The organism is Caulobacter sp. AP07 (genome assembly GCF_000281955.1).
Taxonomy (GTDB): Bacteria; Pseudomonadota; Alphaproteobacteria; order Caulobacterales; family Caulobacteraceae; genus Caulobacter.
This window is the reverse complement of sequence record NZ_AKKF01000069.1, coordinates 1-11,902: the sequence shown is the minus strand read 5'-3', so window position 1 is coordinate 11,902 and position 11,902 is coordinate 1. Positions and strand designations below refer to the sequence as shown.

Sequence of the window (11,902 nt, the reverse complement as noted above, 5' to 3'; positions counted from 1 at the left end):
CCCGGTGACGGCGGCGCGGCTGGTCGAGCCGCTGGGCGCCTGGCGGCGCTACGTTCCGACCCTCGGCGCCTTGATGCGCGAGCAGCTGGAGCGCATCCGCGGCCAGGTCGAATTGTCAAAGAATGTGCTGGAACTCGTTTCCCGCGCCCTGGATTGACGGCTTGCGGCCCCGCTTCCGCTCAGTTTGCGGCGATTCGTCCCCCGCAGGTTGCGACTAAAGGGCCCACACGCCGTCAAACCCTCCGTTCTGCGGTGACGCGCCGGTCGCGCGTGCGTTAGATTCACCATGTTGGCGAAGTGACTCGCCAGAGATCGCGGGAGCATCTGGCGTTGGAGCGTGGCGGGGCGAGAACCGGGAGGCTGGCGGGAGCCGGCCTGTCGGCGGCGGGCGCGGCCCGCACGCGCGCCGCGCGATCGCCTTCCCAGGCCTATGTGCGCGTGGCCATCCTGGCCGCCCTGCTGCTGCTGGCCGTCTACACCGCCTTCGGCGTCAACCGCCTGAAACAGGAAGCCAGCGCGCCGCCGGGCGGCGCGTCCCTGGCCGCCGAGGCCCGCCTGGCGGCCAGCGCGGTCGAAACCAACCTCGCCGCCCAGCGCGCCGGCCTGTCGGCCGCGGCCGACCTGTTGCAGCGTGACCCCGGCGCCCCGATCGACGCCGCCGAGACCGCCCTGCGCGCCGCCGGCGGCGAAGCCATGGCGGTCGCCGTGGTCAGCCCCACCGACATCCTGGCCGTGGCCGGGCGCGACACCGCCGCCGATTGGAAGGCCGCCGCCCGCGCCGCCGCCGCCTCCGGCCGCAGCGTCTGGATCGGCGCCGGGACCACCGGCCGCCTCTACGTCGCCCACGCCACGCTGGCCGGCGGCGGTCGCGGTTTCGTCATCGCCTCCAGCGACCCGTCCCGCCTGCTCGCCGAGCCCCCCAAGGGCGGGGCCGGCGCGCTGATGCTGGCCGACGGCCGGCTGATCGCCGCCGCTGGCCGCCCGATCCAGGGGGCCACCAACCTTCGCGAGGCCTTCTCGCTGTCGATCGACGACGTCGGGGACGCGGCCGCCGCCTTGCGCGGCCAGTCGTCCGACGGCCAGGCCCTGGATGTCGCCGTCCAGCCCCTGGCCCAGGGCGCCTTGCTCGCCGCCGTCGGTTCGCGCCCGCGCACCGTGGCCAATGTCGATCGCCAGGTGATGGAAGGCGCCATCTCGCTGCTGGCCCCGCTGGCCGTCGGCATCGCCCTGGCCTTGCTGCTGATGCTGCAGAGCCGCCGGGTCCAGACCGCCCAGAAGGAGTTCGTCGACAGCGAGCAGCGCTTCCGCCTCGCCGTCGAGGCCGCTCGCTGCGGGATCTGGGAATGGGAACTGGGCGGCGACCAGGTGTTCATGTCCGACGTCACCGGCGCGATGTTCGGCTGGGGCGGCGGCGGCGTGGTCGGCGGCCAGGAACTGCTGGACCGGGTGTCGGTCGATCATCGCGACAAGGTGCGCCAGGCCCTGGCCAACGCCGCCATGTACGGGGCCTTCGACGTCTCGTTCCGCGTGCCCGGCGTGGACGGCGCCCGCTCGATCTGGGTCGACGCCCGCGGCCAGGGTTTCGGCAAGCCGGGCGAGGACGGCTATTCGCGGATCATCGGCGTGGCGCTGGACGTCACCGAGGAGCGCCTGGCCCAGGCCCGCGCCCAGGCCGCCGAGAACCGCCTGCGCGACGCCATCGAGAGCGTGTCGGAAGCCTTCGTGCTGTGGGACCGCCAGGGCCGGCTGCTGATGTGCAACCGCAACTACCGCAACGTCTTCAACCTGGAACCCAAGCTGCTCAAGCCCGGCGCGCCGCGCAACGAGGTCAACCGCTTCGCGGCCCTGGCCATCAAGCACGACCAGCCCGCCCCCGACGGCGCCAAGGGCGTGCGCGAGGCCGAGCTCAACGACGGCCGCTGGATCCAGATCAGCGAGCGGCGCACGGCCGAGGGCGGCCTGGTGATGACCGCCGCCGACATCACCGCCATCAAGAACCAGGAAGAAGCCCGCCGCCTCAACGAGGAGCAGCTCCAGCACGCCGTCGCCGGCCTGGAGCGCAGCCAGGAACAGCTGGCCGAGCTGGCCCGCAAGTACGAGATGGAGAAGGTCAAGGCCGAGGGCGCCAACAAGGCCAAGAGCGAATTCCTGGCCAACATGTCCCACGAGCTGCGCACGCCGCTGAACGCCATCAACGGCTTCTCCGAGATCATGATGAACGAGATGTTCGGCCCGCTCGGCGACCAGCGCTACAAGGGCTACAGCCTCGACATCCACAATTCCGGCCAGCACCTGCTGGCCCTGATCAACGACATCCTCGACATGTCGAAGATCGAGGCCGGCAAGATGAACCTCAAGTTCGAGCCACTGCACCTGGAGGACGTCACCGAGGACGCCGTGCGCCTGGTGCGCAACCGCGCCGAGGCCGCCGGCCTGAAGCTGGAGATCGACTTCCCGTCCCTGCCCGAGGTCGAGGCCGACTACCGTGCGGTCAAGCAGGTGCTGCTGAACCTGCTGTCCAACGCCATCAAGTTCACCCCCCGGGCCGGCCGCGTCACCGTGCGGGCCGAGGTGCGCCGCGATCCGCTGGGCGAGCGGGTGCGGGTCTCGGTCACCGACACCGGCATCGGCATCGCCGCCGAGGACCTGGCCCGCCTGGCCAGGCCGTTCGAACAGGTCGAGAGCCAGCACGCCAAGACCACCCAGGGCACCGGGCTGGGCCTGGCCCTGACCAAGTCGCTGGTCGAGATGCACGACGGCGCGCTGGAGATGACCAGCACCCCGGGCGAAGGCACCACCGTCAGCTTCATCCTGCCGATGCGCCAGAGCGGCCTGCCCGCCCTGCGCGACTTCGCGGCGGCGTAAAGCCTAGCAAGTCCTCCGCCAGGCCAGCATGTGCGGATAGGCCGGCGGCCCCCCGGGCGTCGCGCGGCGGGGCTCGATCGTCAGGCCCCACATCGCCAGCATCGGCACGCCGACATAGCTGCCCAGGGTGAAGTTCTCGTGCAGCGCCTTGGCCCCGCCGCGATAGCCGCCGTCGTGGAACAGCACCGCCGGATCCAGGTCCATCGCCAGGGCTGCGGCGAACGACCAGGCAATGGCCGCCATCTCCTCGCCGGGGTCGTCGGACACCCCCGCCTCGCGCCGTAGCGGATCGCTGACGGCGATATGGCCGGCCTCGTGCAGCAGGTCGCCGGGCCAGGTCAGCCGCGCCGGATCGACGAGCAGCCGGCCGGCCGACACCACCACGCCCGGCACGAAGGCGTCTTCGTCCAGGGACGTCGCGTCGATCTGGAAGCCGAGGCCGCGCAGGAAGGCGACGATACGGGCGGCCCACGGATCGGCGAACTCGTCGGCGCTCTCCTGGATCTTGGCGATCGGCGCCCGCATGCCGCGACTCTCCGGTTTCGAGGACGGTATCAGAGTGTTTCGTTCGTTGTGCGTAAAGCGGGGGCAGACGATCCGGCGCCGTCACGAAGCCTTCGCGGAAACCACGCCGAAGCGTCATCGGCTTGCCCTAACACCCCGCAGCTACACGCCCGCGTCGGGCGACGTCGGAGGGGTTCCATGTCCATCACATCCGCTCGCCACGCCTTGCTGGCGGCCTGCGCGCTCGGCGCCCTGGCCATGGCCCAGGCGGCCCACGCCGCCGAGAACACGCCCGCCGCCCCGGTCGCGGCCGAACCGGCCGTCGATCCCGCGGCCGCCGTCGATGAGGTGCTGGTCATCAGCCTGTCGAGCACCCGCTCGGCCGTGCAGCTGAGCGGCTCGGAGATGCAGAAGATCCTGCCCGGCCTCTCGCCCCTGAAGGCGATCCAGACCCTGCCGGGCGTGACCTACGTCACCGCCGACCCGTGGGGCAACAACGAGCAGAACACCTCGCTGTTCATCCACGGCTTCAACGGCCAGCAGCTGGGCTACACCCTGGACGGCGTGCCGCTGGGCGACCAGAGCTACGGCAACTACAACGGCCTGTCGCCGCAGCGCGCGGTGATCAGCGAAGTGGTCGGCAGGGTGATCCTGTCGTCGGGCGCCGGCTCGCTGGGCACTGCCTCGACCAGCAACCTCGGCGGCGCCGTCGAGACCTTCACCAACGATCCGCGCGCGGAGTTCGGCGGCCAGTTCAACCAGACCCTGGGCAGCTACGACACCAGCCGCACCTTCGTGCGCCTCGACAGTGGGACGTTCGGCGGGAACAACGCGCTGTACTTCGCCTACGCTCACCAGAAGGCCAAGGCCTGGGATTTCAACGGCAAGCAAGGCGGCGACCAGGCCAACCTGAAATATGTCCGCGACGGCGAGGCCGGCAAGCTGACCTTCTACCTGTCCTATTCGGACAAGACCGAGCCGAACGAGGACGGCACCACCCGCTACATTCCCGGCCGGGCCGGCAAGCCCTACGACGGCTACCAGCCCTACACGCGGCCGTTCCTGTATCCGGACTTCCACGCCGCGCTGGACTATCTGGACGCCGCCGGCAACTACCCGGTCACCGAGGGCGAGAACTACCGCAACTACTTCAGCGCCGCCCAACGCACCGACTACCTGACCTACCTGAAGTACGACGCCAAGCTGTCGGACAACGTCACCTGGTCGAACCAGGTCTATTACCATGACGACCATGGTCGCGGCATCGTGGCCGGCCCGATCCGGGTGGCGGGCCTGCCGGCCCTGTTCAACTTCTACTTCCCCGGCCAGAACCTGAAGCAGGTGTTCGGCAATTCCGGCTACGCCACGCGCACCACCGAGTACCAGATCGACCGCCTGGGCGGCATCTCGACCCTGAACGCCACCGTCGGCGACCACCAGATCGAGGCCGGCTTCTGGTACGAGCACAACAAGTCGTCGGCCTATCGCCGCTGGTACCCGTTCGACGTCAACCATCCGACCTCGCCCTATGACGTGCCCACCGGCTGGCTGATCACTCAGTACGGCAGCGAGATCGACAACAAGGTCTACCAGTTCCACGTCCAGGATCAGTGGCGCATCCGCGAGAACCTGGTGCTGCAGGGCGGCTTCAAGAGCAGCGTCCAGGACGCCACCGGCCGCGTGCCGGTGCAGCCGATCGTCGGCTCGCTGATCAATTCGACCGGCCTGCCGGTGGGCGAGATCAAGACCAAGGAGTGGTTCCTGCCGCAGGTCGGCGCGGTGTGGACGGCCGGCACGGGCGACGAGCTGTTCGTCAACATCCAGAAGAACCTGCGCCACTTCCAGACCTATGGCGGCGGCGGCCTGTCGCCGTTCAGCCTGGGCAGCCAGGCGGCGTTCGACAACTTCAAACGCGACGCCGAGCCGGAAACCGCCTGGACCTATGAGGCCGGTATCCGCGGCAAGCGTGACCTGACCCTCGGGCCGATCACCGGCCTGGACGGTCAGTTGAGCATCTATCACGTCGACTTCAGCAACCGCCTGCTGGGTGTGGCCCCGTCGGCGGCGGCGATCTCGATCGTCGGCGGCGCGGCGATCGTCCAGAACGTCGGCAGCGTCAAGACCGACGGCGTCGACCTGGCCCTGACCCTGCGCCTCGGCGACCACTTCTCGTTCTACGACGCGGTCTCCTACAACCGCTCGGTCTATCAGGACGACTACACCAGCGGCTCGACCACGGTGGGCGGCGTCGTCACCCCGACGATCGTCCGCATCGCCGGCAAGAAGGTGCCCGGCAGCCCCGAATGGCTGAACAAGTTCGTGGCCAGCGCCAACTTCGGCGACTTCGAGGCCCAGCTGATCGGCGACTTCGTCGGCGAGCGCTTCGCCACCTACACCAACGACCTGAAGGTCGACAGCTACATGCTGCTCAGCCTGCAGGTCAGCTACGCCTTCCAGACCCCGGCCAGCTGGCCGATCCAGGGCCTGAAGCTCAGCGCCAACATCACCAACCTGGGCCAGGAGAAGGGCGACCTGAACGTCACCGTCTCGCAGCCGGCCGGCAGCTACAGCACCTTCCCGATCCCGCCTCGCCAGGGTTTCGTCACCCTGTCCACGCGGTTCTGAGGTCGGCCAGCGCCTCCGCCCGTCCTCCCCTTCGGGCGTCAGAGCCTGGCCTGCGTCGAGCGCCCCGGACCCCGCGTCCGGGGCGCTTTTCGTTGAGGCCGCCCCATACTTAGGCAATCGACAAACTATTTGTTGACCCGTCGCGGCCATCGCGATACTTAGGCATATGACTAACCAACAACCCTCGCTCGACCTGATGTTCCAGGCGCTGGCCGACCCCAGCCGGCGCGGCATCATCGAGCGGTTGTGCGCCGGGCCGGCCTCGGTCAGCGAACTGGCCCAGCCGCTGGCCATGTCGCTGCCGTCGGTGATGCAGCATCTGCAGTTGCTGGAAGGCAGCGGCCTGATCCGCTCGGAGAAGGTCGGACGGGTGCGGACCTGCCGGCTGGAACCGGAAGCGCTCAGCGCCGCCGAGACCTGGATCAACCAACGCCGCGTCCTGATGGAGCGCAAACTCGACCGTCTGGGGGAGTATCTGCGCGCCACGGCCGGCGACGAAGACTGACCTTAACCCTCAGGAGGAAACGACCATGACCGAACGCTCCGTCGTCCACGCCACCTTCGTCATCAACCGCGTCTACGACGCCACCCCGGCCCGGGTGTTCAAGGCCTTCTCCAATTCGGAGGCCCGCGACCGCTGGTTCGTGAAGTCCGAGAACTGGCCGGTCGCCGACTATACCTACGACTTCCGGGTCGGCGGCCAGGAGCACGGCCGGTTCAGCCCCGACGGCAAGATGGTCATCCTCAACGAGACGACCTACTGGGACATCGTCCCCGACCAGCGGATCGTCACGGCCTACGCCATGGACATCGACGGCAACCGCATCTCGGTGTCGGTGGCCACCATCGAGTTGAAGCCCGAGGGCAAGGGCACGCGGCTGGTCTATACCGAGCAGGGCGCGTTCCTCGACGGCTACGACATCCCCGCCCAGCGCGAGGAAGGTTGCCGCGAGCTGTACGAGAAGCTGGCCGAGGAACTGGAGCGCCAGGGCGAGGACGCCTGAGGCCGCGCCAGAAGCTGGGGACACGCCCATGGGCGTGTCCCCAACCCCATCCACGGAGTCCCCATGTCCCTGACGCTACACATGCACCCGCTGGCTTCGTTCTGCTGGAAGGTGCTGATCGCTCTCTACGAAAACGACACGCCTTTCGAGGCGCGCCTGGTCGATCTGGGCGACCCGCAAGAGGCCGCGGCGTTCAAGGCGCTGTGGCCGACGGGCAAGATGCCGCTGCTGCGCGACGCGGCGCGGGACCGCACCGTTCCCGAGACCTCGATCATCATCGAGTACCTGCAGACCTGGTATCCGGGACCCATTCGGTTCATCCCGGAAGATCCCGAAGCCGCCCTGCGCGTACGGCTGCTGGACCGATTGTTCGACCTCTACGTCCAGGAGTCGATGCAGAAGGTCGTCGGCGACCGCATCCGGCCAGAGGGCGCCAGGGACCCGCACGGCGTGGCCCATGCCCGCGGCCAGCTGGCCATGGCCTATGACCTGCTCGAGACGGAACTGGCGGGCAGGACCTGGGCGGCGGGCGAGGCCTTCGGCCTGGCCGACTGCGCCGCCGCCCCGGCCCTGTTCTACGCCAACAAGGTCGCGCCGCTGGGCGAGGCCCACCCCAACGTCTCGGCCTATCTCGACCGGCTGCTGGCCCGCCCGTCGTTCGGCCGGGTGCTGGAAGAGGCCCAGCCCTATTTCGCGATGTTCCCGGAAGAGGCCGCCGTCACTTGAGGGCGTCGGCCTCCCAGGCCAGATATTCCGGCGTCTCCAGCAGGCGTTCGCAATAGGTCCCGGCCGGGCCGGTGTCGCCATAGTCCGACAGGTGGATTCCGTAGGTGCGGAACCGCGTCGCCACCGGGGTGTAGAACGCGTCGGCGATCGACCACTTGCCCAGCAGGAACGGCCCGCCCGAGCGCTTGAGCAGCTGGTTCCAGCGCTCGACGATCTTGCGCACGTCGTTCTGGGTGGCTTCCGAGATCGCCACGGTCTTGCGGGTTTCCAGCTCCATCGGGCACTCGCCGCGCAGCGAGGTGAAACCCGAATGCATCTCGGCCGCCACCGAGCGACCCAGGGCCCGCAGGGTCGGATCCTCCGGCCACAGCAGGGCCTTGGGATATTTCTCGTTCAGATATTCGCAGATCGCCAGCGAATCCCAGACCACCAGGTCGCCGTCCTTGACCACCGGCACCAGCTTGCTGGGCGAGTGCTGGGCGATCAGCGCCTCCGAGGTTCCGACATGGCGCAGCTCGACCACGGTCTCCTTGAAGTCCTCGCCGGTATGCTTGAGCGCCAGCCAGGGCCGCAGCGACCAGCTGGACCATTTCTTGGTGCCGACGACGATTTCCATGGCGGACTCCTTTGGGCGCATGCGGGGTGGCCATTGGGCTTACCCCGCGTCTATGGTCACCTCAACGATTAGAACAACTGTTCGAGGGAGTAGCCCATGGCGCATACGGCCATACCGTCGCCGGTGATCAATCCTGTTTCCTCCGGCTACCGCCGCTACGCCCTCTGGGTCCTGCTGATCATCTACACCCTCAACTTCCTCGACCGGCAGGTGGTCAACATCCTGGCCGAGCCGATCAAGCGCGACCTGGGCCTGGCCGACTGGCAGCTGGGCATGATGACCGGCCTGGCCTTCGCGGTGTTCTACACGGTGCTGGGCATCCCGATCGCCCGCCTGGCCGAGACCAGGAACCGGCCGTTCATCATCGGCGCCTCGGTGGCGGCCTGGAGCGCCTTCACGGTGCTGTGCGGCTTCACCCAGAACTTCTGGCAGCTGATCCTGGCCCGGATCGGCGTGGGGGTCGGCGAGGCCGGCTGCACGCCGCCGGCCCATTCGCTGATCACCGACTACGTGCCCAAGGAGAAGCGGGCCAGCGCCATCGCCTTCTATTCGATCGGCACGCCGCTGGGCACCCTGGCCGGCATGGCGATGGGCGGGCTGGTGGCCGACGCCTACGGCTGGCGGGTGGCCTTCATGGTGGCCGGCGCGCCGGGCGTGCTGTTCGCCCTGGTCGCCGCCTTCACCCTGGTCGAGCCGCGCCGCCAGCTGGCCGCCGACCTCGCCGCCCGGGCTCATTCGAAGATCAGCTTCGGCGCCGCCCTGGCGGTGCTGGCGGCCAAGAAGACCTTCTGGCTGGTGGCCTTCGCCGCCTCGATCAAGGCCTTCATCGGCTATGGCCAGGCGCCGTTCATCGCCTCGTTCTTCTTCCGCGTCCACGGCGCCGACGTCGCGGCCCTGGCGGCCAGCTTCGGCCTGAAGTCGGCCGGCTTCCTCGGCCTGGCCCTGGGGCTGATCGGCGGCACGGCCGGCGTCATCGGCGCCTGGCTGGGCGGGGTGCTGGCCGACCGTCTGGGGGCCAGGGACCTGCGGGCCTATGTGACCGTGCCGGCCGTCGCCTCGCTGGTCGCCATCCCGTTCTACATCCTGGCCGTCAGCGTCGCCGCGCCGATGCCGGCCATCGCCGTCCTGACCATCCCGGTCCTGCTGGGCACCCTGTGGTACGGGCCGGTCTACGCCACGGCCCAGAGCATCGTCGACCCGGCCATGCGCGCCACCGCCTCGGCGGTGCTGCTGCTGATCATCAACCTGATCGGCCTGGGCCTGGGGCCGGTGGCGGTCGGGGCGCTCAGCGACCTGCTGGCCGGCCCCGGCGGCCTGGGCGAGGCGCAGGGCGTGCGCTGGGCCCTGATCCTCTCCACCCTGTTCGGCCTGGTGGCCTTCGCCCTGTTCTGGCGGGCGCGGAAGACCATTCGCGAGGAGATGGTCGGCTAGTCGCGACGCCAGCCGCAGGCGGCGGGCCGCGGAAAGGCGTAGGCCCAGGGATGGGCCTCGACGGGGGCCTCGCCGCCGCGGTCCAGGGCCCGGTGCGAGCGGGCGCGGTTCAGGTCGGCGCGGGAGACCACCACGGCGCAGCGGTCGGACGGCGGCGGCGGCGACGGGCGGGGAAAGGCGGGCATGGGAGGCCTCGGAGGACGGCCGTCCGGCGCGGCCACTAGGGCTCCAGTAGAGACCCGCCACCCTGAACGGACCCGCCCCCGCCCGTTGTCCCGCGTTCATCCCCAGGCCACGAAACCGCCGCGACCGCCCCTCCGACGTTTCCCCTCTGGCCTTGCCGTTGACCTTACGTCTATGGTCGGCCCAACGATTAGAACAAATGTTTGAAGGGAGAGGCCCAGTATGAGCCAGACGAGCGCGTCGGGCGGCGGCAAGCCGCTGTATTCGAATGGCTACAAGGCGACGGTGCTGGGGCTGCTGCTCGCCACCTACACCTTCAACTTCATCGACCGCACGATCATCGCCACCATCGGCCAGGCCATCAAGGTCGACCTCAAGCTGACCGACACCCAGCTGGGCCTGCTGGGCGGCCTCTATTTCGCCCTCCTCTACACCCTGCTGGGCATTCCGATCGCCCGCATGGCCGAACGCTGGAACCGGGTGACGATCATCTCGATCTCCCTGGTCATCTGGTCGGGCTTCACCGCCCTGTGCGGCAGCGCCGCCAGCTTCGGCCAGCTGGCCCTCTACCGCTTCGGGGTCGGGGTCGGCGAGGCCGGCTGCTCGCCGCCGTCCCATTCGCTGATCAGCGACTACTACGCCCCCAAGCAGCGCGCCTCGGCCCTGTCGATCTATTCGTTCGGCATCCCCCTGGGCACGATGTTCGGCGCCGTGGCCGGCGGCTGGCTGGCCCAGGAGTTCAGCTGGCGCGTGGCCTTCGTCATCGTCGGCCTGCCGGGCATCCTGCTGGCCGTGCTGGTCAAGCTGCTGGTCAAGGAACCGCCCCGCGGTCATTCCGAGGCCAAGGACCTGCCGCTCGAGCCCGAGGCCGTCAGCGTCGAGGTTCCCCCGGAACCGGCCAAGCCCCCCTTCTCCCTGGCCCACGAGTTCAAGGAACTGGGCGCGGTGATGAAGGTGCTGTTCGGCAAGTGGCCGGTGCTGCACATGATGCTGGGCGTCACCATCGCCTCGTTCGGCTCCTATGGCTCGGGCGCGTTCGTGCCGCCCTATTTCGTCCGCGGCTTCGGCCTGGGCCTGGCCCAGGTCGGCCTGATCGTCGGCCTGATCGGCGGCTTCTCGGCCGGGGTCGGCACCCTGGTCGGCGGCTTCCTGACCGACTGGGCCGGCAAGCGCAGCGCCAAGTGGTACGCCCTGGTCCCGGCCCTGGGCCTGCTGATCTGCACCCCGATCTACATCACCGCCTACCTGCAGACCGACTGGAAGATGCTGGCCCTGATCCTGCTGGTCCCGGGCATCTTCCATTACACCTACCTCGCCCCGACCTTCGGCGTCGTCCAGAACTCGGTCGAGCCGCGCCGCCGGGCCACCGCCACGGCCCTGCTGTTCTTCTTCCTCAACCTGATCGCCCTGGGCGGCGGGCCGGTGTTCACCGGCTGGCTGATCGACCACCTGGCCCACTACAACTTCAACCACCCGCAGGCGGCGACCATCTTCCACGCCCTGGGCGGCTCGTTCACCGACCCGGGCGCGGCCAGCTTCACCGCCCAGTGCCCCGGCGGCGTCGCCCCCAAGGGCGCGGCCGCCGACCTGGCCAAGTCGTGCCACGACGCCATGGCCCGATCGACCCAGCAGGGCATCATCGTCACCCTGTGCTTCTACGCCTGGGCCGCCCTGCACTACGCCCTGGCCGCGATCGGCATGGTCAAGCACATGAAGGAACGGGCGGTGGCCCAGGCCTAGTGGCGCGGAGGTCCTGTTGGGGACAGGCCCATGGGCCTGTCCCCGGCTCCGGGCACGGCTCCGCGCTCACGCGCCAAGGCTGCGATGGGATGGGGGGGGTGCGAAGCGCCCGGGCCTCGCCCGGATGATTGGCAGTTTTGAATACCGTTTCGACGAAGACGAGCGCTCCGCGTGGCCTGCGGACGGGAGCCATCGGGGCGCGGGGTTT

General features: G+C 69.3%; 11 protein-coding genes. 8 read left to right on the top strand and 3 right to left on the bottom strand.

The window, feature by feature from the left end; genetic code table 11:
• Both PMI01_RS27370 and PMI01_RS05050 read left to right on the top strand, forming a co-directional pair.
• Positions 1 to 157 (top strand): aminopeptidase N C-terminal domain-containing protein (locus tag PMI01_RS27370; protein WP_007664045.1); only part of this gene is annotated, 157 nt, incomplete at its 5' end.
• Positions 158 to 330: 173 nt separating this feature from the next.
• Positions 331 to 2,865 carry a cell cycle histidine kinase PleC gene (locus PMI01_RS05050; protein WP_007664043.1) on the top strand — a complete coding sequence of 845 codons (2,535 nt, stop codon included), beginning with the start codon at positions 331 to 333 and terminating at the stop codon, positions 2,863 to 2,865.
• A gap of 3 nt (positions 2,866 to 2,868) precedes the next feature.
• Here PMI01_RS05050 and PMI01_RS05045 read toward each other — a convergent pair whose 3' ends face one another.
• Complete coding sequence (locus tag PMI01_RS05045) at positions 2,869 to 3,390, bottom strand: hypothetical protein (RefSeq protein ID WP_007664041.1); 522 nt, start codon at positions 3,388 to 3,390, stop codon at positions 2,869 to 2,871.
• Positions 3,391 to 3,567: 177 nt separating this feature from the next.
• On the opposite strand from PMI01_RS05045, the gene PMI01_RS05040 reads away from it, so the two are divergent.
• The 4 genes from PMI01_RS05040 to PMI01_RS05025 all read left to right on the top strand — a co-directional run bounded on the left by PMI01_RS05040 (position 3,568) and on the right by PMI01_RS05025 (position 7,724).
• Positions 3,568 to 5,994: a TonB-dependent receptor gene (locus PMI01_RS05040; RefSeq protein WP_007664039.1), complete on the top strand. Its 2,427-nt coding sequence runs from the start codon at positions 3,568 to 3,570 to the stop codon at positions 5,992 to 5,994.
• 166 nt (positions 5,995 to 6,160) lie between these two features.
• On the top strand, positions 6,161 to 6,499 hold the full coding sequence (locus tag PMI01_RS05035) for an ArsR/SmtB family transcription factor (protein ID WP_007664037.1): 339 nt from the start codon (positions 6,161 to 6,163) through the stop codon (positions 6,497 to 6,499).
• 25 nt (positions 6,500 to 6,524) lie between these two features.
• Positions 6,525 to 6,998, top strand: coding sequence for an SRPBCC family protein (locus tag PMI01_RS05030; RefSeq protein ID WP_007664035.1), 474 nt, complete (start codon positions 6,525 to 6,527; stop codon positions 6,996 to 6,998).
• A 63-nt stretch (positions 6,999 to 7,061) separates the two neighbouring features.
• A complete protein-coding gene (locus PMI01_RS05025; protein ID WP_007664034.1) occupies positions 7,062 to 7,724 on the top strand; it encodes a glutathione S-transferase family protein in 663 nt (220 codons plus the stop codon).
• Here the strand turns inward: PMI01_RS05025 and PMI01_RS05020 are convergent.
• Positions 7,717 to 8,340 (bottom strand): glutathione S-transferase family protein, encoded by a 624-nt coding sequence (locus tag PMI01_RS05020; RefSeq protein ID WP_007664032.1) that lies wholly within the window; start codon positions 8,338 to 8,340, stop codon positions 7,717 to 7,719. The genes PMI01_RS05025 and PMI01_RS05020 overlap by 8 nt on opposite strands.
• Positions 8,341 to 8,436: 96 nt before the next feature.
• On the opposite strand from PMI01_RS05020, the gene PMI01_RS05015 reads away from it, so the two are divergent.
• Positions 8,437 to 9,771, top strand: coding sequence for a spinster family MFS transporter (locus tag PMI01_RS05015; protein WP_007664031.1), 1,335 nt, complete (start codon positions 8,437 to 8,439; stop codon positions 9,769 to 9,771).
• On the opposite strand, the gene PMI01_RS05010 is transcribed toward PMI01_RS05015, so the two are convergent.
• Complete coding sequence (locus PMI01_RS05010; protein ID WP_007664029.1) at positions 9,768 to 9,956, bottom strand: hypothetical protein; 189 nt, start codon at positions 9,954 to 9,956, stop codon at positions 9,768 to 9,770. The genes PMI01_RS05015 and PMI01_RS05010 overlap by 4 nt on opposite strands.
• A 220-nt stretch (positions 9,957 to 10,176) precedes the next feature.
• On the opposite strand from PMI01_RS05010, the gene PMI01_RS05005 reads away from it, so the two are divergent.
• Entirely contained in the window at positions 10,177 to 11,694 is a 1,518-nt protein-coding gene (locus tag PMI01_RS05005; RefSeq protein WP_007664028.1) for a spinster family MFS transporter, read from the top strand.
• Positions 11,695 to 11,902: the final 208 nt, after the last annotated feature.

Coding starts and splice junctions, on each gene's coding strand:
- PMI01_RS05045 (WP_007664041.1), bottom strand. CDS start 3,390: ATGCGGGCGCCGATCGCCAAGATCCAGGAGAGCGCCGACGAGTTCGCC.
- PMI01_RS05040 (WP_007664039.1), top strand. CDS start 3,568: ATGTCCATCACATCCGCTCGCCACGCCTTGCTGGCGGCCTGCGCGCTC.
- PMI01_RS05035 (WP_007664037.1), top strand. CDS start 6,161: ATGACTAACCAACAACCCTCGCTCGACCTGATGTTCCAGGCGCTGGCC.
- PMI01_RS05030 (WP_007664035.1), top strand. CDS start 6,525: ATGACCGAACGCTCCGTCGTCCACGCCACCTTCGTCATCAACCGCGTC.
- PMI01_RS05025 (WP_007664034.1), top strand. CDS start 7,062: ATGTCCCTGACGCTACACATGCACCCGCTGGCTTCGTTCTGCTGGAAG.
- PMI01_RS05020 (WP_007664032.1), bottom strand. CDS start 8,340: ATGGAAATCGTCGTCGGCACCAAGAAATGGTCCAGCTGGTCGCTGCGG.
- PMI01_RS05015 (WP_007664031.1), top strand. CDS start 8,437: ATGGCGCATACGGCCATACCGTCGCCGGTGATCAATCCTGTTTCCTCC.
- PMI01_RS05010 (WP_007664029.1), bottom strand. CDS start 9,956: ATGCCCGCCTTTCCCCGCCCGTCGCCGCCGCCGCCGTCCGACCGCTGC.
- PMI01_RS05005 (WP_007664028.1), top strand. CDS start 10,177: ATGAGCCAGACGAGCGCGTCGGGCGGCGGCAAGCCGCTGTATTCGAAT.